This is a genomic window from Lysobacter sp. P5_B9, assembly GCF_054049835.1.
Map to the genome: position 1 here is coordinate 343,799 of NZ_JBFULP010000001.1, position 26,765 is coordinate 370,563.

Consider the following 26,765-nt stretch of genomic DNA (forward strand, 5'->3'; position numbering starts at 1 on the left):
GTGGCGATCAGGCCAGCAGCACGCGACGCACCACGTCGCGTCCGGCATCCAGTGAGAAGTGGCGCTCCACGTTGACCAGGCCGCTGGCGGAGAGCCGTCGCCACAAGGCTTCGTCCTGATAAGCCTGCAGCACGGCATCCGCGAACGCCTGGGCGTCGTCGGCCACCAGCACATCCTCGGCGTGGCGCAGGTGCATGCCTTCCACCGCGCATGAGGTCGCTACCACCGGCTGTCCGTGCGCCATGCTCAGGTTGACCTTGCCCTTGACGCCCGCGCCATAGCGCAGCGGCGCCACCGCGATCCGCGCGCCGTCCATGTAGGGCGCGATGTCGGGCACGTGTCCGTGCACGACCACCCCCGGCTGCGCAGCCAGCATCGTGATTTCGTCCGGAACGTCGCCGCCGATGCAATGGAAGCGCACCGCGGGCAAGCGCGCGCGGATGAGCGGAAACACCGCCGACACGAACCATTGCACCGCGTCGGCGTTGGGTGGATGCCGGAAACCGCCGACGAAGACGATGTCGTGGCGCTGCGCGAACGGACGGCCCGGCCCGGCGACATGGTGCAGGTTGGACAGCACTTCGACCCGCGCCTGCGGCGCATCGTGCGCCAGCAACGCGCGCTCGGTCCCGCTCACCACCAGCGTGGCGTCGCTGCGGGCGATCACGTCCAGTTCCAGCGCCCGGGTGCGCTCGGCGGCGCGCAGCAGCGCGGGGTCGGCGGCGAGCTCGGCACCGCGGCGTTCGCGCAGGTAATGCAGATCGACACTGTCGAACACGACCCGGGCCCGAGGGGCGTGCTGGCGCAGCATCGGCAGGAAGTTGCGGGCGACGAAATGGCGACAGACCACGACCGTGTCGAAGCGGTGCCCGTGCCGGCGCAGCCATGCCGCGGGACTCTGGACGAAAGGCGCGTGCCAGGCCTCGATGCCGAGCTGCTGCAACGCCTCCGTATAGGCGCCGTCGTGCGCGCGATCGGCGGGCAGGAACACCACGTGCGCGCCTTCGCCGCGCAGCAGTCGCATCAGGTTGACCAGGCGCAGCGAACCGGAGTCGCGGTCGGGTCGCGGCGTGGATTCGTCGATCACCAGCACGGTGGGATGGCGTCGCCGGACGGCGGCGGCATCGGCATCGGTGTCGGCGAGGGGCTGCACGGCGAGCGCCTTGTGCCATTTCTCCTGGAACACCGAGCGGTTGCGTACCTGGTACGCCTTCATGCCGCTACCGGTATCCGTGCCCGCCGTCGCGCCCTCCATGTGCACCACGCGCGAGGCGGGCTGGTACAGCACGCCGAGCCCGGCCTGGCGCACCGCGAAGCCCAGGTCCGTGTCTTCGTAGTACGCCGGCGCATAGCGCGTGTCGAAGGCGCCGAGCCGTGAGAACAGCGCGCGGGGCACCGCGATCGCCGCCCCGGAGCAATAGTCGGCCTCGCGCACGAAGGCAACGCGCGGATCGTCGGGCGATTCGAAGCGGCCGTAGTTGTGCGCGCTGGCGTCGGCAAACACGATCCCGCCGGCTTCCTGCAGGCGGCCGTCCGGATACAGCAGCTGCGCGCCGGCCAGGCCGCAGTCGGAGTGGTCCGCGAAGGTCCGCAGCAACGCGTCGAGCCAGCCCGGTTGCGGAATCGTGTCGTTGTTGAGGAACACCAGGTAGTCGCCGCGCGCCAGGGCGGCGCCGTCGTTGCAGGCGGCGATGAAGCCGCCGTTGCTCGCGCGGCGGTGGTAGCGCAGCCCGGCGACCTGCAGCAACGCGGCTTCGGTTTCGTCCGACGAGCCGTCATCGACGACGATGACTTCGACCGGCGCGCGCGGCATGTGCGCGGCCAGCGCCCGCAGGCATGCCAGGGTGTGCGCGAACTGGTTGAACACCGGGATCACGATGCTCGCCTGCGGCGCGGCTGCCACTGCTGATCCCGCGGGCAGGGCGAAGGGGGCGAACGCCGCCGCCTCGGGGAAGTAGAGCGCGCGCCGCTGCGACACCGGTGCGCTGCGCAGATGCTTGTGCACGCGCGCCCACGATGCCCGCAGCCCGCGCGTGCGCAGGCTTGCGAGTCCACGCCTGAACAGCCCCGCGCTTCGATCGAGGAAGAAACGCAGGTCAGTCCAGTTCATGCCCATGGGATTCGCGTCCAACTCCGTTTCGATGACTGCCTCAATCCCGCGTGAACCGGCATGCCGGAACCGGGACTGCCGGCGCGCGGAGCCACGATCCGCCTGCGCTAGACTCGCCCAGTTCGGGCCAAGCCCGGTTATTTTGGCATCTCGTGGCAATCGATTACGACGAAGACGAAGACGGCGCCCCGGCGGACGGCGACGAAACGGGACAGTGGAAGCGCCGCCTGGTCACCTGGTCGCTCGCGGCGATGGGCCTGGGGCTGGGCTTCCTCATCCCCTACACGCTGTACCTGAACCACCAGGTGACCGAGCGTTTCGGGCGCCTGCAATGGCAGATTCCGACCCGTGTCTATGCGCGCCCGCTGGCGTTGCGGCCGGGGCTGGTGCTGGACTCCCGCACGCTCAAGACCGAGCTCGACGCCGCTGGCTACCACGAAGGCGATGGCAGCCGCGAAGGCAGCTATTCCCAGAACGGCGGGCGCTGGAGGATTTCCAGCCGCGGCTTCAACGACGTCGACGGTGCGGTGCCGGCGCGGCGCATCGAAGCGGTGGTGTCCGGCGGCCGCGTGGCCAGCGTTCGTGATGTCGCCGGCAAGGGCAAGCTGCAGGTGGCGCGCCTGGACCCGGCGCGCATCGCCACGCTCTACGGCCAGAAGCAGGAAGAGCGCCGCTTGGTCCGCATCGAGGAAGTGCCCGAGCTGCTCGTCACCGGCCTGCAGGCGGTCGAGGACCGCGACTTCAACCACCACATCGGCATCGACTTCAGCGGCATGCTGCGCGCGGCGTTCAAGACCGCGACCGGCACGAAGCAGGGCGCCAGCACCCTGACCCAGCAGCTCGCCCGCAGCGGCCTGCTCGGCATCGGCAAGGAGCAGACGCTCAGCCGCAAGTTCAACGAGATCCTGTACGCGCTGATCATCGATGCGCGCTACGAGAAGCGCGACATCCTCGAGGCCTACCTCAACCAGGTCTACCTCGGCCAGCGCGGTTCGCAGGCGATCCACGGCGTCGCGGCGGCCTCGGAATTCTGGTTTGGCCGCGACCTGCGCGACCTGAGCACCGAGCAGGTGGCGTTGCTCGTCGGCATCGTGCGCGGGCCATCGTGGTACGACCCGCGCCGCAATCCGGAGCGTGCGCTGGAGCGCCGCAACTTCGCCCTGGGCGAATTCCGCGAAACCAACCTGATCGACGAGAAGGAATACCAGCGCGCGCTGAAGGCGCCGCTGGGCATCACCGAGGTGCCCGGCAGCCTCGCGCCGAACCGCTTCCCGGCCTACGTCGACCTCGTCCGCCGCCAGCTGGCGCGCGATTACCCCGCCGACCAGCTCGTCGGCGCCGGCCTGAGCGTGATGACGGGCATGTCGCCGTCGGCCCAGGCCCTCGCCGAAGGCGCGGTGGCCCGCACGCTCAAGAGCCTCGACAACAAGCGTCGTCCGCCGCTGCAGGCCGGCCTGGTCGTGACCGACGTGCACAACGGCGAAGTCATTGCCGTCGTCGGCAGCCGCGTGTACAGCGAGCACGGCTTCAACCGCGCGGTGGAAGCGCAGCGTCCGGTGGGCTCGCTGCTGAAGCCGTTCGTGTACCTGCTCGCGCTGGCGACGCCGGACCGGTATTCGCTGGCCAGCTACGTCGACGATTCCCCGGTCACCGTCGACCTCGGCCGTGGCAAGAAGTGGAGCCCGGGCAATTCCGACGGCCGCAGCCACGGCAGCGTGCGCCTGATCGACGCGCTGGCGATGTCCTACAACCAGGCCACGGTGCGCGTGGGCATGAAGGTCGCGCCCGAGCGCATCGCCGACCTGATCCGCACGCTCGCCGGCATCCAGGCCGAGCCGCGGCCGTCGTTGATCCTCGGTGCGCTCGACCAGAGCCCGTACGCGATGGCGCAGCTGTACCAGTTCCTCGCCAGTGGCGGCCAGATCCAGCCCCTGCATGCCGTGCGCGGCGTGCTCGACGCCAATGGCCGCGCCCTCAATCGTTACGACACCAAGCCGGCGCCCGCACAGGAAGGCGATGCCATCGCCGCGCGCCTGATCACCATCGCGGGCCAGCAGACCGTCACCAGCGGCACCGCGGCGCAGCTGGTGCGCGATGGCCTGGGGCGCCTCAATGCCGCCGGCAAGACCGGCACCAGCAACGACGGTCGCGACAGCTGGTTCGCCGGCTGGACCGGGGACCACCTCGCCGTGATCTGGGTGGGCAACGACCAGAACAAGGAAACCGGCCTGTACGGCGCCACCGGTGCGATGCGGGTGTGGTCGGCGATCTTCTCGCGCCTGCCCAGCGCCTCGCTGCAGACGGGCGACAAGGGTGTCGACTGGCAGTGGGTGGCCGGCAGCAACACCACCGACGCCGATTGCGCGGGCGCGCGCCGCTTCGCCTTCGTCGCCGGTTTCGCGCCGCAGTACGCGCCGTGCCCGATGCAGGCCGAAGCGCAGGAAGAGCAGGGCGGTGGCTGGCGCGACTGGTTCGGGCTCGGTCGCAAAGACGACGACAAGCAGGACGACGCGGCACCGCCTCCGCCGCCGGACCAGCAATGAGCCGATTGCACTCGACCCCGCGAGGTTCGTGGCTGTTGCCCGGGGTACTGGTGCTCGGCGCCTGCGTGACTCCGGCGCCGCAACCGACCGCCCCCGCATTCGATGCCGCCGCGCTGGTGCGGACCATTCGCGCAGCAGGGGCGGCCAGTCCGACCGAGCTCGACGTGCAGCCGCTGCGCGACCCGCAGGTCGAGGACCTGCGCCAGCAGGCCGTGCAACTCGAGGCGAAGCACATGTATCGCGGCGCCGCCGACCTGCTCGATCGCGCGCTGCAGCTCAATGCCGAGGATCCCGCCCTGCTGCAGGAACGTGCTGAAGTCGCGCTGCTGCTGGGCGAGGCCGCACAGGCGGAGCACTACGCGAAGCAGGCGATCGACCTGGGGTCCGCCACCGGTCCCCTGTGCCGCCGCCATTGGGAAACCCTCGTGCAGGGAGCGCTGTTGCGCGAGAACGATCGCGTGATCCGTCGTGACGAAAGCGAGGCGCAGGCCACCGCGCGCGTGCAGGCCGCCGCCGCGGACGCACGCACCGCCCGCACACGCCGCGACGCCTGCACGGTCGCCGCGTTGAATCGCTACTGATGTCCAGTCGCCTAGCCGAAGCCAGCCGTGCGGCATTGAGCGAAGGGGGCGAGCTCGCGTCGCGGATCGACGCGTTTGCGCCCCGTGCGGCGCAGCAGGACCTGTCCGCGGCGATTGCCGAGGCCTTCGAGAGCCGTGGCACGCTGATCGCCGAAGCCGGCACCGGCACCGGCAAGACCTTCGCCTACCTGGTGCCCGCGTTGCTGTCGGGGATGAAGACCATCATCTCCACCGGCACGCGCGCGCTGCAGGACCAGCTCTACCACCGCGACCTGCCGCGCGTGCGCGACGCCCTGGGCCGCGGCTTGAAGACCGCGCTGCTGAAGGGCCGCGCGAACTACCTGTGCCTGTATCGCCTCAACCACGCCAAGGGCGAACCGAAGTTCGCCAACCGCGAGCAGATAGCGCAGTTCCAGCGCATCGTCGCCTGGAGCGGGCGCACGCGCATGGGCGATCTCTCCGAACTCGACGCCTTGCCCGAGGATTCGCCGCTGCTGCCGATGGTGACGTCGACGGCCGACAACTGCCTCGGCAGCGAATGTCCGTTCTTCGCCGACTGTTTCGTCGTGCAGGCCCGCCAGCGTGCGCAGGCGGCGGACGTGGTCGTCGTCAACCACCACCTGCTGCTGGCCGACCTGGCGCTCAAGCAGGAGGGCTTTGGCGAGATCCTGCCCGGCGCGCAGGCGTTCGTGGTCGATGAAGCGCACCAGTTGCCGGATCTCGCCGCGCAGTTTTTCGGTGAGGCCCTGAGCGCGCGGCCGCTGGTGGAACTGGCGCGCGACGCGATCGCCGAATGCAAGGACGTCGCCGGTTCGCTGGCGGCGATCCAGGGACCGGCGCGCGAGCTCGAACATGGCGTGCGGACCCTGCGCGCGGCGATGGACGAGCTGCCGGTGCGCGGCACGCGCCGCCGCGCCGCTGAACTGGATGCCTCGGAGCAGGCCTTCGACGCGCTCGACGCGGCGCTCGAACACCTGGCCGCCGCGCTCGAACCGCTGCGCGAATCCGCGCCGGGTTTCGAGAGCTGCGCCGCGCGCGCGCGCGAGTTCCTGTCGCGACTGCGACGCTGGCGCGGCGATGCCGTGCAGGGGGCGGGCGACGACGACTTCGACATGCCGTTGCACGACGATTCGCCAGCCACGGAGGGCGAAGTCCATGCGCCGCCCTCGCAGCAGGCGGAAAGCGAAGACACCGGTGTCCACTGGTACGAACTCACCGCGCGCGGCTTCCGCCTCAGCCGCACGCCGCTGGATGTCGCCGGGCCGTTGTCGCAACACCGCGAGCGCTCGCACGCGGCCTGGGTGTTCACCTCTGCGACTTTGGCGATCGGCAGCCGCTTCGACCACTATGCCACCAAGCTCGGACTGCACGATCCGCGCACGCTGCTGGCACCGAGCCCGTTCGACTGGCCGCGGCAGGCGCTGTGTTACCTGCCGACAGGTCTGCCTGATCCGGCCGTCCGCCATTACGGTGAAAGCCTCGTAGACAAGCTGCGTCCGGTACTCGAAGCCTCCAGCGGCCGCGCCTTCATCCTGTTCGCCTCGCATCGCGCCCTGCGCGAAGCCGCGGAACTGCTGCGCGACGGTCCCTGGCCCTTGTTCGTGCAGGGCGAAGCGCCGCGACCGGTGCTGCTGGAGCGCTTCCGTGCGTCCGGCAACGGCGTGCTGCTGGGCGCGGCGAGCTTCCGCGAAGGCGTCGACGTCGCCGGCGAAGCGCTGAGCGTGGTGATCATCGACAAGCTGCCGTTCGCCGCCCCGGACGATCCGGTGTTCGAGGCGCGCCTGGAAGCGATTCGCCGCAACGGCGGCAACCCGTTCCGCGACGAGCAGCTGCCGCAGGCCGTGATCTCGTTGAAGCAGGGCGCCGGCCGCCTGATCCGCAGCGAGACCGATCGCGGCGTGCTGGTGCTGTGCGATCCGCGCATCAGCTCCAAGAGCTATGGCAAGGTCTTCCTCGATTCGCTGCCGCCACTGCCGAGGACGCGCCGGCTGGAAGATGTCGCGGAATTTTTTGCGCCAGAATCCACTTCGACGCCCCTCGCCACGGAGCACGACCATGGCTGACGCCAATCCCGGCGTGCACGGCCTCGGCGGCATCTTCTTCACGTCCGCCGATCCGGCGCAGAGTCCACTGGCATGAAGCTCCTTGCGCTCGAAACTTCCACCGAAGCCTGTTCCGTCGCGCTGTGGCTCGATGGCGAAGTGCGCGAGCGGTTCGAGATCGCGCCGCGGCGCCACGCGGAGCTCACGCTGCCCTGGGCCGAACAGCTGCTTGCCGACGCCGGCATCCGGAAGACGCAACTCGATGCGATCGCCCTCGGCCGCGGTCCAGGCGCCTTCACCGGCGTGCGCCTGGCGATCGCGCTCGGGCAGGGCATCGCGCTCGCGCTGGACCGGCCGGTCGTGCCGGTCTCGACGCTCGCAGCGCTCGCGCTACAGGCGCCAGGGCCGCGCGTGCTCGCCGCGATCGATGCGCGCATGGGCGAGGTCTATGCGGCTTCGTTCGAACTGCGCGACGGCGATGCCATCGCGCTCGATGCTGAGCGGGTGCTGCCGCCCAATGCCGTAGTCCTGCCCGAGGAAGCCGGTACCTGGCACGGCGTAGGCACCGGCTTCGCCGCGCAGGACGGTGCGCTGGCGGCGCGTGCGCGTGCGCATTTCGCCGCCATCGATGCCGCCGCGCTGCCGCATGCGGCCGACGTCGCCCGCCTGGCCGCGCTGGCCTACGCGCGTGGCGAAACGGTGGCTCCGGAATTCGCCGAACCTGCGTACCTGCGCGACAACGTCGCGCTCACCATTGCCGAGCAGCAGGCCCTGCGCGATGCGAACAAGTAGGCGGATTCGCGGCAAGTAATCGCGTCACCGCGCGGCCCACCGCGCGCCTCAATCGTCGATCAGTTCGCCGCCCGGCATGAACAGCCAGGTGCGGGTGACGTGCAGGATGTCCGGGTTTTCTTCCGTCTTCGGCAGCGGCGCGTAAGGCTCGGCTAGCTGCGCAATGCGCAGGGCCGAGGAATCCAGCAACGCGATCCCGCTCGACTGCACGATCTGCATGCGCTCGACGGTGCCGTTGCGGCGGATCGCGATGGTGATGACGACCTTGCCGGCAAGGTGGCGGCTGCGCGCCTCATCCGGATAGTTGAGGTTGCCTACGCGCTCCACGCGCTTCACCCATTCGCTCAGGTACGCGGCCCAGGCGTACTCGGTCGTACTGGCCGATACGAACTTGCGCTTCGGGCGTTTCGCGTAGCGCTCCGAGCGCAGGTGGATCTCCGCGGCCAGGCGCGCCATCGCCATGTCGCGGGCGATCTTCTCGCGGCCGGGCGGCAGCACGCGTTCGTCCGGCGGCGGCGTGGCCTGTGCCTTGGCGACCTGGGTCTCGGCCTGCAGCGTGCTGACCACCCGGTCCTGCGGCGCGGGCTGCGGCGCGGGTGACTGCGCCCGCAGCGGGCGCGGGGCGATGCCGGGTTCCGGCAGGGGCGCAGGGCCCGACTGGGTTTCGCGCGGCCGGGTGGTCTTGTCGTGCTCGCCGCCGCCCTGGTTGGTGGCCTGGGCGAGGAAGTCGGCCTGCTTGCGGGTCAGGGGCGACGTGGTCTGGGTCAGGATCACGTCCAGTGTCGGCATCACCGGCGCCGCACTCTCCACCGCCCAGCCCACGCCGAGCAGGAGCATGGCGTGGACCAGCACCGACAACACCATGGTTGCGCTGATGCGACGGTTCTCGCCCAGGGCATATTCGCCAGGGTGGGGCGGGACGCGGGCGGCGACGGTGCTCATGGGGACAGGGGCTGGACTCGAGAAGGGAAGGCGGGTTCCGGGGGGGGCGGCCCCTAGGTTCCGGTCCCCAGCCTGCGTTCGATCGCATCGAACAGCATGCCTGCGATGTTGATCCCGAACTGGGCATCGAGTTCACGGATGCAGGTCGGACTGGTCACATTGACCTCGGTGAGATAGTCGCCGATCACGTCCAGGCCGACGAAGATCATGCCGCGACGCTTCAATTCCGGAGCGACCTGTGCGGCGATCCAGCGGTCGCGCTCGCTCAGCGGCTGGCCGCGGCCCTTGCCACCCGCGGCGAGGTTGCCGCGGAATTCGTCACCCTGGGGGATGCGGGCCAGGCAGTAGTCGACCGGCACGCCATCGACCAGCAGGATGCGTTTGTCGCCCTCGGTGATTTCCGGCAGGTAGCGCTGGGCCATGGCGAGGTCGCGGCCGCCGGCAGTCAGCGTCTCCAGGATGACGTTGGTGTTGGCGTCGCCGGCGCGGACCCGGAAGATCGAACGCCCGCCCATGCCGTCCAGGGGCTTGAGCACCACATCGCCATGCTCGGCCACGAAGGCCTTCAGCACCGCTGCCTCGCGGCTCACAACGGTCGGCGGCACGCACTGGGGGAATTCCAGCGCGGCGAGCTTTTCGTTCATGTCCCGCAGGCCCTGCGGATCATTGAGGACCAGGGCGCCGGCGCGCTGCGCCAGGCCGAGCAGGTGGGTGTCATTGAGGTACGCGGTGTCGACCGGCGGGTCCTTGCGCATGAGCACGACCTGGCCCGGACCGAAGACCAGCCGGCTCCACTCGCCCAGTTCGTACCAGCCGGCCGGATCGTCCCTGACGGTGAGCGGCGCGACCGTCGCCTGCGCCTGCCCCCCGGCGGCCGCCAGGCTGCCCGGGCGCACGTACCAGAGCCGGTGCCCCCGGCGCTGGCCCTCGAGCAGCATGGCAAAGGTGGAGTCCTTGGCGATCTTGATGGATCCGATCGGATCCATCACGACGACGATGTCGGCACCCGGCTGGAAGGGCATGTTGGTGGCGGTGAAAACGATGCCGGCGATGGTAGCAGGCGGGGTTGCGCCCCAGTCGGTGCTTGCCGCAAAACGTCATGTTCTGGCGCAGCAAGTGCAAACCGGGTCGCGATTGTGCACCCGCGCACATTCAGGGACGGGAGCGGCGAAATTCGTGCTTGACAGTCCGCGCTATGCTTGAAATAAAGGCACTTCGCGACGCGCGGAGACCGCCGAGATCGCACAGGGGATTGAAAGCATGCAAGAGGGTCGCAACGGCAGCCTCGACGGGCTGAAGGTCATGGTGATCGATGATTCCAAGACCATCCGCCGTACGGCGGAGACCTTGCTCAAGCGGGAAGGTTGCGATGTGGTGACCGCGACTGATGGCTTCGAAGCCTTGGCCAAGATCGCCGACCAGCAGCCGCAGATCATTTTCGTCGACATCATGATGCCGCGTCTGGATGGTTATCAGACCTGTGCGTTGATCAAGAACAATCAACTGTTCAAGAGCACGCCCGTCATCATGCTGTCGTCCAAGGACGGGTTGTTCGACAAGGCCCGGGGCCGCATCGTCGGGTCCGAGCAATATCTGACCAAGCCGTTCACTCGCGAGGAACTGCTGGACGCAATTCGTAATCACGTGCACGACACCGCACGCAACGCCTGACCGGGGGGTAAGGCACCAATGGCACGTATTCTGTTGATCGAGGATTCGCCGACTGACGTGGCGGTCCTCACCCAGCTGCTTGAGCGCAATGGACACCAGGTCCTGGCCTCGGGCAGCGCCGAAGATGGCATCGCCGCCTGCAAGCGCGAGCTGCCCGACCTCGTCATCATGGACGTCGTCCTGCCCGGGATGAATGGTTTCCAGGCCACGCGCGCGCTGTCGCGCGATGCGGCCACCAGCGCCATCCCGGTGCTGATCGTCAGCACCAAGGACATGGATACCGACAGGGCATGGGGCATGCGCCAGGGCGCGAAGGACTACATCGTCAAGCCGCCGCGCGAATCCGAACTCATCGCCCGCATCAACGCGGTGCTGGGGCACTGAAGTGAAGAAACACGTCACCGCGCTCGGCCCGTTCGAGCGGCTGGCCGACTACGAGCGTCGCAGCCTCGAACACGTCGCCGGCCTTCCCGAACAGCTAGACGCGCCCGGTCTGTGGCGCGGCGTGGGTTACCGCGTGGGCACGCACCGCCTGGCCTCCGGCTTCGACGAGGTGCGCGAGATCCTGCCGCTGCCGCCCATCACCCAGGTGCCCGGCGCGCAGCCGTGGATGCTGGGGGTGGCCAACGTGCGCGGCAACCTGCTGCCGATCGTCGACCTCAAGCAGTTCCTCGAGGGCGAGCGCACCGTGCTGCATGAAAGCCAGCGCGCGCTGCTCGTGCGCCAGCCCGGCGGCGACGTTGCCGTGCTGATCGACGAGCTTTACGGCCAGCGCAGCTTCACCGAACCGCAGAAAGTCGCCGACTCGCAGGTCGCCGAAGATCCGCTTTACCAGGGACGCTACACGCACTTCATCGACCGGGCCTACCGCGTCGACGAGCAGCCGTGGGGCATTTTCAGCCTGGACCGGCTGGCCCGTACACCCGAATTCCGCCAAGCCGCCGCAGGCTGACGCCTGTCCCGGTCACCAAATCGCACGCAACAAGCAGCAATCGCCAACGAGGTTGAACCATGAGTACTGTGATGAATCCCAAGGGCCGCGGCCTCGGTGTCAATACCTGGTTGACGATCCTCGGTATCTCGGTGGTCATCTTCGGCGTCAACGCCGGTTACGCCACCTGGAAGGGTTCGCGGCTCGCCAGCGCCAGCTCCGCGGCTTCGTCGCTGCAGGTGAACTCGCAGCGGCTCGCGGTGCAGGGCGCCGAGGCCGTGGGCGGTGACAAGGAGGCCTACGCGGCCTTCAAGGCCACCAAGGCGCAGATGGACGCCGACGTGAAGCAGCTCAACGACCGCTTCGGTGGCGAACTGGGCGTGTCCGGCGACATCGGCAACGTCGCCAATACGTGGGACCTGGTGGGCAAGAACGCCGACCAGGTCATCGCCTCCGAAGGCGCGGTGACCGGCCTGGCGAGCAACGCCGACAGCTTCGCCGCCAAGGTCCCGCAGCTGCAGGCGCGCCTGGACGAACTGGTGCGCGCGATGTCGTCCAGCGGTTCGCCGGCCTCGCAGGTCTACCTCGCGCTGCGCCAGAACGTGCTCGCGGGCCAGATCGACAAGAACATCACCGCGATGCGCGCCGGCGGTCAGGGCGCCTCGATCGCGGGCGACCAGCTGACCCGTACCGCCGCGGTGTTCGGCAACGTGCTTGCCGGCCTGCGCAAGGGCGACGCCGCGCTCGGCGTGACCCCGCTGTCCAACGGCGGCGCGCTGGCCGCGCTCGGCCAGGCCGAAGCGCTGTGGACCGACATGAAGAAGGACCTGGACGCGATCAGCTCCGGCTCCAAGAACCTGTTCACCGCGCAGGCCGCGGCGGGCACCATCACCAGCGAATCCAACGCCCTGCTGGGCCAGAGCGAATCGCTGTTCCGCTCGCTCACCGCCTTCGGTTCGGTCCGCAGCAAGAACCCGCTGGGCCACATCCTGATCTCGGTCTTGTCCGGTATCGCCGCGATCCTCGCCATCGCCGGCTTGCTCTTCTCGCTGAACAGCGCGCAGAAGAAGCGCTACGAAAGCACCAAGGAACTCAACGACCGCAACCAGGAGGCGATCATGCGCCTGCTGGACGAAATGGGTTCGCTCGCAGAAGGCGACCTGACCGTGAAGGCGACCGTGACCGAGGACATGACCGGCGCGATCGCGGACTCGATCAACTTCGCCGTCGAGCAGCTGCGCAGCCTCGTGCAGACGATTACCGACACCTCGGTGCAGGTGGCATCGAGCGCGCAGGAAACGCAGGCGACCGCGATGCACCTCGCCGAAGCCGCGCAGCACCAGGCGCATGAAATCAGCTCCGCCTCCGACCGCATCAGCGAAATCGCGGCGAGCATCGACCAGGTGTCGCGCAACTCCGCCGAATCCGCGGACGTGGCGCAACGCTCGGTGCAGATCGCGACCAAGGGTGCCGGCGTCGTGCGCCAGACCATCGCGGGCATGGACTCGATCCGCGACCAGATCCAGGAAACCTCGAAGCGAATCAAGCGACTGGGTGAGTCGTCCCAGGAAATCGGCTCGATCGTGGAACTGATCAACGACATCTCGGAACAGACCAACATCCTGGCGCTGAACGCGGCGATCCAGGCGGCCTCGGCCGGTGAAGCGGGCCGCGGGTTCGCGGTCGTGGCCGACGAAGTGCAGCGACTCGCAGAACGCGCCTCGAACGCCACCAAGCGAATCGAAACGCTGGTCCAGACGATTCAGTCCGACACCAACGAAGCGGTGTCCTCGATGGAGCAGACGACCTCGGAAGTGGTCGCGGGTGCACGCCTTGCGGAAGACGCGGGTACGGCGCTGGGCGAGATCGAAAAGGTGTCGTCCGACTTGTCGGGCCTCATTCAGGGCATCTCGTCGGCCGCCAAGCAGCAGTCCAGCGCGGCGTCGAACATCACCGCCACGATGAACACCATCCAGTCGATTACCGCGCAGACCTCGCAGGGTGCGAGCCAGACGGCGCAATCGATCGGAAACCTGGCGCAGCTTGCGGCCGACCTGCGCCGCTCGGTCGCCGACTTCAAGCTGCCGGCCTGACGCGAGACGGAACCGATAACGAGATGGACGGCTTGAAGGCAAATCGCCCCGCGTACGCGCCCGCCCCTGGGGCAGGCGCCGCGGCCGCGCGCCGATACGGAGGCAATCGATGACCGTGTTGCGTGACGCGATCGACACGACCACGCTGGGCTGGGTCAAACCCGAACTCGATGCGACGCTGCGTCTGGCGCGCGACGAGATCGAGTCCTTTGCCGAGAATCCCTCGCAGACGGCGCACATGCGCACCTGTGCGGGTTACATGCACCAGGTGCACGGCACGCTGCGCATGATCGAGCTCTATGCGCCGGCAATGGTCGCCGAGGAAATGGAGCGCCTCGCCTTGTCGCTGCTGCGGGGTGAAGTCTCCGAGCGCGACGACGCCTGCGCGGCGCTGATGCGCGGCGTGGTGCAGCTGCCCGATTACCTGGAACGCCTGCAGGGCGGCCATCGCGACATCCCGATCGTGCTGTTGCCGCTGCTAAATGAGCTGCGCGCCACGCGCGGCGAGACCGGTCTGAACGAGAGCGTGCTGTTCTCGCCCGATCTCGACCGGCCCTTGCCGGAAAACATCCCCGCACCTGCGTCGTCGGCGCCCAAGCCGGCCCGCGACGAACTGGTGACGCACCTCGGTGCGCTGCGCGACGAGCTGGCCGCATGGCCGGAAGACGGTGCGCCCGCCGATGCCTCCCAGCTCGCCACGACCATCGAGTCGTTGCTGGCGCAGGTGGAAACCGAGCCGCTGCGTCGCATGCTCTGGGTCGCGTCGTCCGTCGCCGATGCCCTGCGCGACGGCGCCCTGAACGCCAGCCGTGGCATGCGCCAGGCCTTCGCCGGCGTCGAACGCGAAGCGCGCCAGACACTGATCGAAGACAGCTTCGCCTTCGGTGCCCCGCGCACCGATGCCGCGGCGGAACCGACCCGCCAGCTGCTGTACCACGTCGCCCACAGCCAGGGCCAGCATCCGGCCCTCGCCAGCCTGCGCCAGACTTTCGACCTCGCCGGCCAGCTACCCAGCGAAGACGAGCTCGAGCACGCACGCGGCAGTCTCAGTGGCCGCAATCGCGCGCTGCTCGACACCGTCTCCGCGGCGATCAAGGAAGACCTCCTGCGCGTCAAGGACGCGCTGGACCTGCACCTGCGCACGCGCCAGACCGACGTCACTGAACTGCGCGAGCAGGTCGATGCGCTCACCCGCGTCAGCGATACGCTCGGCATGATGGGCCTGGGCGTGGCGCGCAACGTCGTGATGCAACAGCGCGACGCCATGCGCGAAATCGTCGCTGGCCACCGTGCCGCCGACGAAGGCGCGCTGCTCGACGTCGCTGGTGCGCTGCTGTATGTCGATGCATCGCTGGACGACCAGGTTGCACGCCTGGGCCGCCCGGATGCGGCTGGCGATGAAGACCTCGTCTCCGGCGAACACAACAAGGTCATCGACGTCGTCGTGCGCGAAGCCATCGCCAACTTCGGCGATGCGCGCCAGTCGTTCGTGGCCTTCGTCGAGACCGGCTGGGACCATGCCGAGCTCGGAGAAGTCCCGCGCCTGCTCGATGAAGTCGGCGGCGCCCTGCGCATGCTCGAACAGCAGCTTCCCGCCGACTACCTCGTCGCGGTGAAGCGCTACGTCGACGTCGAACTGATCACGCGCAAGCGGGTTCCGAACAGCCAGCAGCTGGACACCATGGCCGATGCACTGGCCAGCCTCGAGTACTACCTCGAAGCGCTGCGCGACCAGCGCCCCGGACGCGACGAGATCCTCGAAATCGCCCGCCACGCCCTGGAGCGCCTGCGCTACTGGCCGCTGCCGGCGTTGGAGGAAGTCTGCGCGCCGTTGACGACGGCAGAAGCACTCCAGCTGTCGCCCGATCTCGCCGACGCGCTCGACTTCGGCAAGATCGAGCCGTTCCGTGGCCTGGCTCATTCGAGCCCGGTCGAAACAATGGCCGCGACACCGGAACACGGCGTGGTCGAAGCCACTGCCGATGTGGCCGCGGTCAGCGCGCCGGCACCGGTGGCTGCCAGTGCCGATGCTGTCGCCGCCGGCGGTTTCGAACGCAGCGACGACATCGACGACGAAATCCGCGAAGTCTTCCTCGAGGAACTCCAGGAAGAAATCGCCAACCTCGGCGAACTGCTCAAGCCCTGGCGCGACAACCCGGAAGACGCCGAACGCCTGCGTCCCATCCGTCGCGTTTTCCACACTCTCAAGGGCAGCGGCCGGCTTGTCGGCGCCAAGACCCTCGGTGAGTTCAGCTGGAAAGTCGAGAACATGCTCAACCGCGTGCTGGATGGCACGCGTCCGGCCAGTCCCGCGGTCGTGGCCCTCGTCGGCCAGGCCCATGACACGTTGCCGCAGTTGCACGCCGCGTTGCGCGGCGAAGCGGCCATCACCGCGGATCTCAGCGGCATGGAAGCGGTCGCCGATCGCCTTGCCGCCGGTGAGGAAGCATTCTTCACCCCGGTAGCGGCCGCGCCGGTCGTCGAAGCCATTCCGGAGCTGGCCGAAGCCGCCGTGGTTTCCATCGACCTGGGCGAACTGGGTGGGGAACTCAACGAGGCGGTGTTCGAGGAACCCGCCGCAACGACGCCGGCCGCTACAGAGATGGTCATCCCGGGCGTTCCCGCGTCGGTCGATGCCGTGCTGCTGGAAATCCTCGCCGGTGAAGTCGGTGGCCACCTCGTCACCATCGAGGACTGGCTGGAAACCGCGCGCCAAGGGCCGCAACCGGCGACCGAATCGCTGCAGCGCGCCGTGCATACGCTCAACGGCGCCTTCGCGATGACCGAAGTACCGGTGATTACCGAAATCACCGGTCCGACCGAGACATACATCAAGCGTCTCCTCGCTGCCGGCGTCGTGCCGGCGAACGAAGGCGTGGCCGCAATGGGCGACGTCGCCGCGGCGATTCGCGGCACCATGCAGGGCCTGCAAGCACCGATCGCCCACGTGCCACGCTTCGAAGGCCTGGCTGCGCGCATGCAGGCGCTCCGCGACAGCCTGCCGGAGGCACGCCACCATCAGGTCGAAGAAGAAGAAGCGGCACACGAAGCCGAGCTCACTTCGTTCGATCTCAGCGAATTCACCGATCTGGCCGTCGACCTCGGTACGGGTGGTCTGGTGCAGTCCATGCCGGCTGCCGCACTCACCGCTGCTGCCCTTGATGCGGGCTCGTTCGAAGCCGGTCACGGTGACGTCGCGCTGGAGGAGGTCGAGGCGTTCACGATCGACGACTTCGATGCCGTTGCCGACAACTCGTTGAACCTCCAACTCGAGGCCGCACAGCTCGAAGTCGAGCGCGTCGAAGCCGAGCGCCTCGAAACCGAACGCTTCGAAGCCGAATGCTTCGAAGCCGAACGCTTCGAAGCCGAACGCTTCGAAGCCGAGCGCCTCGAAGCCGAGCGTCTCGAAGCCGAGCGTCTCGAAGCCGAGCGTCTCGAAGCCGAGCGTCTCGAAGCCGAGCGTCTCGAAGCCGAGCGTCTCGAAGCCGAACCTGCCCTGGCCGAAGGTGGCGAAGGTTCCGAAGCCGAACGCGTCGAAGCCGAACGTGCCGAGGCCGAACGTGCCGAAGCCGAACGTGCCGAAGCCGAACGCGCCGAAGCCGAACGCGCCGAAGCCGAACGCGCCGAAGCCGAACGTGCCGAAGCCGAACGTGCCGAAGCCGAACGCGCCGAAGCCGAACGTGCCGAAGCCGAACGTGCCGAAGCCGAACGTGCCGAAGCCGAACGCGTCGCCGCCGAGGAAGAAGCCGAATACGCGCGTCTCGAAGTCGAGTACGCCGAAGCCCAGCGCCTTGCCCAGGCGCAGCGCGAGGCTGCGGAAGCCGAACGCATCGCGGCCGAACAGGCCGAAGCCGAACGCATTGCCGCCGAACTTGCAGCTGCCGAGGAAGCCCAGCGGGCAGAAGCGCAGCGCCTCGCAGACGAAGAGCGTCTCGAAGCCGAACGCCTCGCCGTGGAGCAGGCTGCCGCCGCGCAAGCCGCCACCGAGGCGGAAGCCGAAGCCGTGCGTCGCGCCGAGGAAGTCCGCGAAGCCGAAGCCCAGGCGCAGCGCGATGCCGCCGCTGCGGCCGCCGCGCTGGCCGCTGCTACCACCCTGCCCGAACCGGAACCCGCGGTCGCGGCGATCCTGGCGCAGGCCCAGGCCGGCGGAGAAGATCCCGACGAAGCCCTCGACCTTACCGGCCTCGATCCGGAGCTGGTCGACATCTTTGTCGAAGAAGGCGCCGACCTGCTCGATCATTCCGACGGCCTGCTCGCCGAATTGCGCGCGGCCCCGGATTCGCGTGAACCGCTGATCGGACTGCAGCGCGACCTGCACACGCTCAAGGGCGGTGCCCGCATGGCCGGCATCATGGCCGTGGGCGAACTCGGCCACACCATGGAATCGCTGCTCGAGTCCGTGGTCGAGAACCGCGTGGAACTCGGCAGCGACGGCGTGCCACTGCTCGAACGCGGCTTTGACCGCCTGCATGCGATGGTCACGCGCGTCGGTGCGCGCCAGGCGATCGCGATGCCCGAAGCGCTCATTGCCGAATTCGACGCACGCTCGCGGGGCCAGCGACTCGCCACGGCCACGGACGAGGTCGCCGGGACGCCGCAACGCGCCGCCGCGCCCGCACTGGAACTCAAGCCGCTTTCGGCACCGATGGTCGATGCCGCGCAGGTCGACGACGACGACATCGCAGCGCGAGCACCGCAGGAGCAGGTGCGCATTCGCGCCGACCTGCTCGACCGCCTGGTCAATTACGCCGGCGAAGTCGCGATCTATCGCGCCCGCCTGGAACAGCAGTTGGGTGCGTTCCGCGGCGCCATCGCGGAAATGGACCAGACCAACATCCGTGTGCGCGACCAGCTGCGCCGTCTCGAGATCGAGACGGAAGCGCAGATCATGGCCCGCTACCAGCGTGAAAACGAGACGCCGGATGCGACGTTCGACCCGCTCGAACTCGACCGCTTCTCCACCCTGCAGCAGCTGTCGCGCGCGCTCGCCGAATCCGCGGCCGACCAGACCAGCCTGCAGACCACGCTCGACGACCTGACGCGCCAGTACGAAACCCTGCTGCTGCAGCAGTCGCGCGTGAGCTCGGAGCTGCAGGAAGGGTTGATGCGCACCCGCATGGTGCCGTTCGACGCGCTCGTGCCGCGCCTGCGCCGCGTCGTGCGCCAGGCCTCGGGCGAACTGGGCAAGAACGTCCAGCTCAAGCTTGGCAACGCCCAGGGCGAACTCGACCGCAACGTGCTCGAACGCATGACCGCGCCGCTGGAGCACATGCTCCGCAACGCGGTCGCGCATGGCCTGGAAAAGCCCGACAAGCGCAAGAAGGCGGGCAAGGCGGAAGAAGGCTCCATCAGCATCGCCATCCGCCGTGAAGGTTCGGAAGTGGTGCTGGAAGTCGCCGACGACGGCGCCGGCCTCAACCGCGACGCGATCCGCAAGCGTGGTGAGGAACGCGGCCTGGTCCGCAGCGACGCGGTGCTGAGCAACAGCGACCTCGACATGCTGATCTTCGAGCCGGGCTTCTCGACGGCTGACGAAGTCAGCCGCCTGGCCGGTCGCGGCGTCGGCATGGACGTGGTCGCATCGGAAGTGCGCCAGCTCGGCGGCACCATCGATATCGACTCGAAGCCGGGCGAGGGCACGCGCTTCATCCTGCGCCTGCCGCAGACGCTCGCCGTCACCCAGGCGGTGTTCGTGCGCATCGGTGAAACCAGCTTCGCGGTGCCGATCGCCTCGGTACGCGGCGTGGGCCGCATCCCGCGCGACCAGTTGGCGCAGGCCGATGCGGTCTACCAATACGGCGGCGAAGACTATCCGGTACACGACCTGGGCAACCTGGTCGGCCATGCCACGGCGAAGGCCGAAGGCCAGCTGCAGATGCCGTTGCTGCTGATCCGCGCCGGCGACCTGCGTGCCGCGGTCAGCGTCGACCACGTCATCGGCAACCGCGAAATCGTGGTGAAGCCAGTGGGTCCCCAGGTCGCATCGGTCCCGGGCATCTTCGGCGCCACCATCATGGGCGACGGCAGCGTCGTGGTGATCCTCGACGTCGCGCCGCTGGTGCGCCGCCAGGCCGTGCTTGCGCCCGAGCGCCGGCCGGTCGCGCCCGTGGTCGAAGCGCGCCGGGTTCCGATGGTCATGGTGGTCGACGACTCGGTCACCATGCGCAAGGTCACGGGCCGCGTGCTCGAGCGCAACAACTTCGAGGTCCTCACCGCGAAGGACGGCCTGGATGCCCTGGAAAAGATGGTCGAGCATGTGCCCGACCTGATGCTCCTCGACATCGAGATGCCGCGCATGGACGGTTACGAACTCGCCACGGCGATGAAGTCCGACCCGCGCCTGCGCAACGTCCCGATCGTGATGATCACCTCGCGTACCGGCGAGAAACACCGCCAGCGCGCCTTCGACATCGGCGTGAACCGCTACCTGGGCAAGCCGTACCAGGAGCCGGAACTGCTCCGCAATGTGTTCGAACTGTTGGGGGTCAAGCGCGGCCATGAATGACAACGCCCGCCGCGTCGTGTTGTTGGCCCGCCCAGGTGCGGCCCGCGACCGCATGCGCGAGGCGCTGGACCTGGCCGGCGCGAACATCGTCCTGGAGGCCGATCCGGCCACCGGCGATCAGGCGGCCGTACTTGCGGCGCAGCCCGAAGCCGCCCTGGTCATGCTCGACCCGGCGATGGCGGACGAGGCGCTCGACCGCTTCGATGGCGTGCTTTCCAACCCGCAGATCGAGATCCTGTTCGAAGAGGCCGAACTCGCTGTCGGCCGCGTGGGTTGGGACGCCGCACGCTGGGTGCGCCATTTGCGCGCCAAGCTGGGCCTGTCGGACTCGGTGTTGCCGCCCGGTCGCGCAACTTCCGTACCGGAGGTCTTGCCGGAATCGCCCGCGCCCGTCGCGGAATCGCCCGCGCCTGTCGCGGAGGCGCCCGCCAAGTGGGAGCTGACCCTCTCCGACCTGGATGACAGCGGTTCCTCCGACACACACCTTGAGATCGAGCCGGTCGGGATTCAGTCGGGCACAGACCAGTCGGGCACGGACGAGCCGGGCACGGACGAGCCGGGCACGGACTATCCGCCCCTTGGCCTCGAAGATGACGCCGGATCCGAGCCGACGGTGATTGCAAAGTTCCATCTGGAACTTGTCGATGACACGCCGACCGAGATCGTGTTCGAAGGCCTGGAAATGGCGCCGGACCAGGCCTCGGACGCCAGCCGTTTCCGTGACGACATGGCCGACCTGCACAGCCGCGTTGGCGCGATGGAGCTGGTGCACGATCGCATCGTGGCCCCGGCGCATGGTGCGGTGCTGGTATTGGCGGGCATCGGTGGCCCGGATGCGGTGCGCCAGCTGCTGGGCGCATTGCCGGAAGGGTTCCCACGGGCCGTGCTGATCCAGCAGCGCCTCGACGGTGGCCACTACGACAAGCTGGTCGCGCAGATGCAGCGTGCCACTTCGCTGCCGGTGAAGCTGGCCGTGAGCGGCGACACCGTGCAGCCCGCGACTATCTACATCCTGCCGCCGAGCCTGGGCGTGCACGATTACGAACAGGGCCTCGCCTTCAACGATGCGCCCGGCGACCTGCTCACCGGGCTGCCCGCGAACGACAGCGCCGTGCTGATGCTCAGCGGTTCCGACCCGGCGCAGGTCGACGCTGTGATGAAACTTGCAGCCAACGGTGCGCTCATTGCCAGCCAGGCGCTGGATGGCTGCTACGACGTGGCGGCGCCTGCGGCGCTTGCATCGCGCGGTGGCCAGTCGGGCAAGCCGCAGGAACTTGCCCGCCGACTCGCACAGCGTTGGCACTGACGAACTGCCACTGAAGAATTCCAAAGACGTCGATGAAGACCTCCCAGCACAACGCGCCCCAAGCGCAGGCCAACCCGCAAAACGACATCCGCGGCGTATTGATCGCCGTCGCCCGTGCACGCCTGCTCCTGCCCAATGCGACCATCGCCGAAGTGCTTTCGTTCGCACCGCCGACACCGGTCGAAGGTGCGCCGGACTGGCTGTTGGGCCGCATCCGTTGGCGTGGCTGGGAGGTTCCGCTGGTCGCCTTCTCGCGCATGGCCGATATCGCGCCGGAAGCAGGCGGCCTCGGCAGCAAGGTCGTCGTTCTCAAGGCGCTCAGCGGTGATCCGAAGGCGCCCTATTTCGCGGTGCTGACGCAGGGCTTCCCGCGACTGGTGACGGTGTCGCCGGACCGTCTCCAGTTCGACGCGGACCAGCACCTGCCGGCGGGCGTCCACGCCCGGGTCTGGCTCAACGAGGACGAAGCCTACATTCCCGACCTGGAAGCCATCGAGGTCCTGATCGGCAACGCGATCGCGCAGGCCCAGGCCGCTTGAGGATGATGCACGCGGCTGTGTCGCCCGAGGCGACATTCCGCGTGGACACCGTTTCTGCGCCAACTCGTTCCGCGCCAACTCGTTCCGCTCCAACTCGCTGGGCATCGGTCGATGCGCTGCGCGGCATCACCGTCGCCGCCATGCTGCTGGTAAACAACCCGGGGGACTGGGGCCACGTGTACGCCCCCTTGCTGCACTCGGAGTGGCACGGGATCACCCCGACCGACCTGATCTTTCCGCTGTTCCTGTTCCTCGTCGGCGTTTCGATCGCGCTCGCGGTGACGCCACGGCTTGAGCGCGATGAACCACGGTCGGTACTGGCGAAGACGGTACTCGCGCGCGCCGCACGCATCTTCGGGCTCGGGCTGCTGCTGCACCTGTGCGCCCTTTGGGCATTCGACCTGCCGCATTACCGGGTGATGGGCGTGCTGCAGCGGATCGGGCTGTGCTTTGGTGCCGCCGGCCTGCTCACGCTGTACGTGCGACCGCGTCTGCAATGGGCGATCCTCGTCGCGTTGCTCGTCGGCTATTCCATGCTGCTCGCCAGCGGCGGGAGCTATGCGCCGTTCGACAACATCGCCAGCCGCCTCGATCACGCGCTGCTCGGCGTGCATGTCTACCAGATCGAGCCGGGCAGCGGCCGCGGGCACGATCCCGAAGGCCTGGTAAGTACCCTCGGCGCGCTGGCTACCACCTTGTTCGGCGTACGCGCCGGGTCCTGGTTGCGCGACGGCCACGTGCGATGGCTATGGGCGGCCGGCGCGATCGCGCTGATTGCAGGCCAGGCCTGGTCACTGACGCTGCCACTCAACAAGAACCTGTGGACCCCGTCGTATGCGTTGTGGACCGGCGGCGCCGCGTGCCTGCTCCTGGCGCTGTGCCACTGGCTGGTTGATCGACGAGGGTTGCCGGGGTGGGGCCGCGCGTTCGGCGTGAACGCGATCGCGGCCTACGCAGGCTCCGCCTTCCTCCTGTATGCGCTCGCCGCGCTCGGCTGGCTTGCTCCCGCCTACCAGCACGGCTTCGCCGACTGGATGACCCCGCGCTTCGGGCCGTACGTGCCGTCCCTGGCCTATGCGCTGTCCTTCGTTGCGATCTGGTGGGTCGTCGTGCGCTGGCTCGACGCGCGGAAGGTCTATTTCAAGATCTGAGCGACGTCGGGGTCGATTGCGTCAGGCCAGGTCGCCCAGGCGCGACTGCAGGGCCGCAATCGCTGCGAGGCCTGCGGTTTCGGTGCGCAGGATGCGCGGACCCAGCTTCAGTCCCTGGAAGCCGGCGGCGCGCAACTGCTCGCGGTCCGCGAGGGACCAGCCGCCTTCCGGTCCGACTGCAAGGACGATCCCCGCTTCGTCGCCAACCGAGAGCGTGCGCAGTGCCAGTTCAGCCTCAGGATCGAGGATCAGGCGCAGTCCGCCCGCGGGCAAGGCGCCCAGTGCCACGGACAGCGACACCGGCGCCGCTACGCCGGGCACGCGCGCGCGGCCGCATTGCTCGCAGGCCGAGGTCACCACCCCGCGCCAATGGGCCAGGCGCTTTTCGGCGCGTGCCTCGTCGAGTTTCACTTCGCTGCGCTGCGACCAGAGTGGCGCGATGGCATTCACGCCAAGCTCCGTCGCCTTCTGCAGGATCAGGTCCATCTTCTCCCCGCGCGCAATACCTTGCAGTAGCGTGATGGCCAGGGGCGACTCGTTGTCCACTTCACGGCCGGAGGCGACCGTAACACGCAGTTCGCGCTTGCCCATTGCGGTGATGCGCGCGTCGTAATCGATGCCGTCGCCGTTGAAAAGTATGCATTCGTCGCCGACGGCAAGCCGCAGCACGCGCGACAGGTGGGCAGCGGCGTTTTCGGGTAGCGCCAGTTCCAGCCCGGACGAAAGCGGTGTGTCGACATGCACTCGCGTCAGGCGCATCAGGTCGCCTCCGCGGTCGCTTCGTCGATGGCGTGTCGCGTCACGTCGGCCAGCAGGCGCAGGGCGTCGTCGTCGATGCAGTAGGGCGGCATCCAGTACAGGATGTCGCCCAGCGGGCGTAGCAGTACGCCACGCGCCAGTGCAGCGCGATAGGCGCGCAGGCCCACGCGCGTCGCCGGGTCGAATGGCACGCGCTTGTCGCCATTCTTCGTGAGCTCGAAGGCGACGATCATCCCGGCCTGGCGCACGTCCGCGACATGCGCGTGCGCAGCCAGCGGCTGCGCGAGGTCCCGCATGCGTTCCGCCGTGGCGCGGTTCCGCTCCAGGACGTTGTCGCTGCCGAAGATATCCAGCGACGCCAGGGCCGCGGCGCATGCCAGCGGATTGCCGGTATAGCTGTGCGAATGCAGGAATGCCCGTTCGCGCGAATCGTCGAGGAAGCCGTCGTAGATGGACTGCGTCGCCAGTACCGCGGCAAGCGGCATCGCGCCGCCGGTAAGGCCTTTCGACAGGCACAGCAGGTCGGGCTGGATGCCGACCTGCTCGCAGGCGAACAGGGTGCCCGTGCGTCCGAATCCCACCGCGATCTCGTCCGCGATCAGGAACACGCCGTGGGCATCGCACAGTTCGCGCACCAGCTTCAGGTAGGACGGGTCGTGCATGCGCATCCCGCCGGCGCATTGCACGCGTGGTTCGAGGATGAGGGCGCAGATCTCGCCGGCATGCCGTTCAAGCAGGATGCGCAGAGCGTCCGCCGCGCGGGCGGCACGTTGCGCGGGGGATTCCCCGGGTTCGCACAGGTAGGCGTCCGGGGAAGGCGCGAACAGCGCCTCCGCCAGCAAGGGGGCGTAAACGCGCCGGTAGAGCGGAATGTCGCCGACGGCAAGCGCGCCGATGGTTTCGCCGTGGTAGCCATTCTCCAGTGCGACGAACTTGGTGCGCCCCGGTTCGCCGCGATTGCGGAACCAGTGGAAGGCCATCTTCAGGGCCACTTCGACACCGGCCGAGCCGTTGTCGGCATAGAACACCTTCGACAACGGCGCACGACCGGCTTCGCGCGGCGCGATCGCCAGCAGGCGCTCGGCCAGTTCCACGGCCGGCGCATGCGAACACCCGGCCAGGATCACATGTTCCAAAGTAGACGCCTGGCGCGCGATCGCCGCTGCGATGCGCGGCTCGGCATGGCCGAACAGGTTGGTCCACCAGCTGCTGATGGCATCGAGGTAGCGGCGACCGTCGCGGCCGATCAGCCACGGGCCCTCGCCGCGGGCGATCGGCAGCAGCGGCAATGTGTCCGGGTGCTCGCGCATCTGCGTGCACGGGTGCCAGAGCACCGCCAGGTCGCGCGAACGCCATGCATCGGCGTCCGCTATCATCGCGGCATCGTGAGTAATGTCCTGCATCCCGCCATTATTGCAGCCTTCCGCGCGGCCGCCCGGCGAAGGCCCGGAGCCGAGCCGTGACGCGGCCCCTGCCCATCATCCACGGCATCACCGAGCACGACGCGGGCCCGTACCGGCTGGAGCGCCTCGAGCTCGAGTTCGCCAATGGTGAACGACGCAACTACGAGCGCCTGCACGGCCGCGGCCACGGCGCCGTGATCGTCGTGCCCATGCTGGACGCCGACACCGTGCTGCTGGTGCGCGAATACGCCGCCGGCATGCACCGCTACGAGCTGGGCCTGGTCAAGGGCCGCATCGACGCGGGCGAAACCGCCCTGCAGGCCGCCGACCGCGAGCTGAAGGAGGAAGCCGGTTACGGCGCGCGATCGCTCACCCTGCTGCGCGACATCACCCTCGCGCCCACCTACATGAGCCACACCGCGCAACTGGTGGTGGCACGAGACCTGTATCCCGAGCGCCTGCCGGGTGACGAACCGGAGGAGCTCGAAGTGATCCCGTGGAAACTCAATGCCCTGCACGAGCTGATCCTGCGCGAGGATTTTTCCGAGGGACGCAGCATCGCGGCCCTGTTCATCGCCCGTGAGTGGCTGGGGATGCAGGCGTGATCGACGCAGCAGTGCGGGAAGAGGTGATCCGGCTGGCGCAGGACGCGGCGGCGGCGATCCTGGGCATCTACGACAGCGAATTCGCGGTCGAGCACAAGGACGACGATTCACCGCTGACGGCGGCGGACCTCGCCGCACACCGCTGCATCGTCGACGGGCTGGCCCGCATCACGCCTGACATTCCGGTGCTGTCGGAAGAATCCGCCCACGAAGTCAGCGCGGCGCAGCGTCGGCAGTGGACGCGGTTGTGGCTGGTCGATCCGCTCGACGGCACCCGCGAGTTCGTCAAGCGCAATGGTGAATTCACCGTCAACATCGCCCTGATCGAAGACGGCGTGGCCACCTTCGGCGTGGTGCAGGCGCCGGTGACCGGCCAGCTGTGGCATGGCGGCGCAACGCTGGGAGCGTTCCGCCGCGAGCAGGGCAGCGATGCCATCTTGCGCGTGCGCGCACCGGCCATGTCGCCGCTGCGGGTCGCCGCCAGTCGTTCCCATCGTGATGAGCGCACGCAGGCCTTCATCGATCGCATGGGCGACGTGGAGCCGATGGGACTGGGCTCGTCGCTGAAGTTCTGCCGCATCGCCGATGGCGGGCTCGATGTCTATCCGCGCTTCGGGCCGACCAGCGAATGGGATACCGCCGCGGGCCAATGCGTACTGGAAGGGGCAGGGGGCGCGCTGTTCGATCCGCAGGGACGGCCGTTCCGCTACAACCAGCGCGAACGGATCCTCAATGGCGACTTCATCGCCCTGGGTGACACCGCGCTGCCGTGGCGCAAGTGGATCGCATGAC

At 68.5% G+C, this 26,765-nt stretch carries 19 protein-coding genes and 2 pseudogenes; 15 read left to right on the forward strand and 6 right to left on the reverse strand.

The window, feature by feature from the left end; all coding sequences use genetic code 11:
* Positions 1-7: 7 nt before the first annotated feature.
* A complete protein-coding gene (locus ACXJJ9_RS01575; RefSeq protein WP_457095535.1) occupies positions 8-2,116 on the reverse strand; it encodes a glycosyltransferase in 2,109 nt (702 codons plus the stop codon).
* A gap of 146 nt (positions 2,117-2,262) precedes the next feature.
* Here ACXJJ9_RS01575 and mrcB point away from each other — a divergent pair, with 146 nt between their 5' ends.
* The 4 genes from mrcB to tsaB all read left to right on the forward strand — a co-directional run bounded on the left by mrcB (position 2,263) and on the right by tsaB (position 8,068).
* Entirely contained in the window at positions 2,263-4,653 is a 2,391-nt protein-coding gene (gene mrcB, locus ACXJJ9_RS01580) for a penicillin-binding protein 1B (protein ID WP_457095536.1), read from the forward strand.
* Positions 4,650-5,234, forward strand: a complete 585-nt coding sequence (locus ACXJJ9_RS01585) for a hypothetical protein (RefSeq protein ID WP_457095537.1) — start codon at positions 4,650-4,652, stop codon at positions 5,232-5,234. The genes mrcB and ACXJJ9_RS01585 overlap by 4 nt, the downstream gene beginning before the upstream one ends.
* Complete coding sequence (locus ACXJJ9_RS01590; RefSeq protein ID WP_457095538.1) at positions 5,234-7,297, forward strand: ATP-dependent DNA helicase; 2,064 nt, start codon at positions 5,234-5,236, stop codon at positions 7,295-7,297. The genes ACXJJ9_RS01585 and ACXJJ9_RS01590 overlap by 1 nt, the downstream gene beginning before the upstream one ends.
* Positions 7,298-7,369: 72 nt before the next feature.
* Positions 7,370-8,068 (forward strand): tRNA (adenosine(37)-N6)-threonylcarbamoyltransferase complex dimerization subunit type 1 TsaB, encoded by a 699-nt coding sequence (gene tsaB, locus ACXJJ9_RS01595; RefSeq protein ID WP_457095539.1) that lies wholly within the window; start codon positions 7,370-7,372, stop codon positions 8,066-8,068.
* A 48-nt stretch (positions 8,069-8,116) separates the two neighbouring features.
* On the opposite strand, the gene ACXJJ9_RS01600 is transcribed toward tsaB, so the two are convergent.
* Positions 8,117-9,010 (reverse strand): energy transducer TonB, encoded by an 894-nt coding sequence (locus tag ACXJJ9_RS01600; RefSeq protein WP_310051156.1) that lies wholly within the window; start codon positions 9,008-9,010, stop codon positions 8,117-8,119.
* A 53-nt stretch (positions 9,011-9,063) separates the two neighbouring features.
* Positions 9,064-10,032 carry a glutathione synthase gene (gene gshB, locus ACXJJ9_RS01605; RefSeq protein WP_310051158.1) on the reverse strand — a complete coding sequence of 323 codons (969 nt, stop codon included), beginning with the start codon at positions 10,030-10,032 and terminating at the stop codon, positions 9,064-9,066.
* 238 nt (positions 10,033-10,270) lie between these two features.
* Between gshB and ACXJJ9_RS01610 the strand changes: the two genes are divergently transcribed.
* The 5 genes and pseudogenes from ACXJJ9_RS01610 to ACXJJ9_RS01630 all read left to right on the forward strand — a co-directional run.
* A complete protein-coding gene (locus tag ACXJJ9_RS01610; protein WP_310051160.1) occupies positions 10,271-10,681 on the forward strand; it encodes a response regulator in 411 nt (136 codons plus the stop codon).
* A gap of 18 nt (positions 10,682-10,699) precedes the next feature.
* A complete protein-coding gene (locus ACXJJ9_RS01615) occupies positions 10,700-11,065 on the forward strand; it encodes a response regulator (RefSeq protein ID WP_310051163.1) in 366 nt (121 codons plus the stop codon).
* Position 11,066: 1 nt separating this feature from the next.
* Positions 11,067-11,633 carry a chemotaxis protein CheW gene (locus ACXJJ9_RS01620; protein WP_310051166.1) on the forward strand — a complete coding sequence of 189 codons (567 nt, stop codon included), beginning with the start codon at positions 11,067-11,069 and terminating at the stop codon, positions 11,631-11,633.
* A 59-nt stretch (positions 11,634-11,692) separates the two neighbouring features.
* On the forward strand, positions 11,693-13,705 hold the full coding sequence (locus ACXJJ9_RS01625; protein WP_457095540.1) for a methyl-accepting chemotaxis protein: 2,013 nt from the start codon (positions 11,693-11,695) through the stop codon (positions 13,703-13,705).
* Positions 13,706-15,644: 1,939 nt separating this feature from the next.
* Positions 15,645-15,998 (forward strand): annotated as a pseudogene (locus tag ACXJJ9_RS01630) (Hpt domain-containing protein); the annotation flags it as partial.
* Between the two features lie 925 nt (positions 15,999-16,923).
* On the opposite strand, the gene ACXJJ9_RS01635 reads toward ACXJJ9_RS01630, so the two are convergent.
* Complete coding sequence (locus tag ACXJJ9_RS01635; protein WP_457096135.1) at positions 16,924-17,625, reverse strand: pentapeptide repeat-containing protein; 702 nt, start codon at positions 17,623-17,625, stop codon at positions 16,924-16,926.
* A gap of 284 nt (positions 17,626-17,909) precedes the next feature.
* Between ACXJJ9_RS01635 and ACXJJ9_RS01640 the strand changes: the two are divergent.
* The 4 genes and pseudogenes from ACXJJ9_RS01640 to ACXJJ9_RS01655 all read left to right on the forward strand — a co-directional run.
* Positions 17,910-20,210, forward strand: a pseudogene (locus ACXJJ9_RS01640) (response regulator); the annotation flags it as partial.
* Positions 20,203-21,516: a chemotaxis protein CheB gene (locus ACXJJ9_RS01645; RefSeq protein ID WP_457095541.1), complete on the forward strand. Its 1,314-nt coding sequence runs from the start codon at positions 20,203-20,205 to the stop codon at positions 21,514-21,516. The pseudogene ACXJJ9_RS01640 and the gene ACXJJ9_RS01645, both read left to right, overlap by 8 nt.
* 32 nt (positions 21,517-21,548) lie before the next feature.
* Complete coding sequence (locus tag ACXJJ9_RS01650; protein ID WP_457095542.1) at positions 21,549-22,055, forward strand: chemotaxis protein CheW; 507 nt, start codon at positions 21,549-21,551, stop codon at positions 22,053-22,055.
* A gap of 41 nt (positions 22,056-22,096) precedes the next feature.
* Positions 22,097-23,206, forward strand: a complete 1,110-nt coding sequence (locus ACXJJ9_RS01655) for an acyltransferase family protein (protein WP_457095543.1) — start codon at positions 22,097-22,099, stop codon at positions 23,204-23,206.
* Positions 23,207-23,227: 21 nt separating this feature from the next.
* Here ACXJJ9_RS01655 and ACXJJ9_RS01660 read toward each other — a convergent pair whose 3' ends face one another.
* Positions 23,228-23,965 (reverse strand): 16S rRNA (uracil(1498)-N(3))-methyltransferase, encoded by a 738-nt coding sequence (locus ACXJJ9_RS01660; protein WP_457095544.1) that lies wholly within the window; start codon positions 23,963-23,965, stop codon positions 23,228-23,230.
* The gene (gene bioA / locus ACXJJ9_RS01665; RefSeq protein WP_457095545.1) at positions 23,965-25,368 is read right to left on the reverse strand and encodes an adenosylmethionine--8-amino-7-oxononanoate transaminase; all 1,404 of its coding nucleotides are present in this window, start codon (positions 25,366-25,368) and stop codon (positions 23,965-23,967) included. The genes ACXJJ9_RS01660 and bioA overlap by 1 nt, the downstream gene beginning before the upstream one ends.
* A gap of 56 nt (positions 25,369-25,424) precedes the next feature.
* On the opposite strand from bioA, the gene nudE reads away from it, so the two are divergent.
* Positions 25,425-25,973: an ADP compounds hydrolase NudE gene (gene nudE, locus ACXJJ9_RS01670; RefSeq protein WP_457095546.1), complete on the forward strand. Its 549-nt coding sequence runs from the start codon at positions 25,425-25,427 to the stop codon at positions 25,971-25,973.
* A complete protein-coding gene (cysQ, locus tag ACXJJ9_RS01675; RefSeq protein WP_457095547.1) occupies positions 25,970-26,764 on the forward strand; it encodes a 3'(2'),5'-bisphosphate nucleotidase CysQ in 795 nt (264 codons plus the stop codon). Before nudE ends, cysQ begins: the two co-directional genes overlap by 4 nt.
* Position 26,765: the final 1 nt, after the last annotated feature.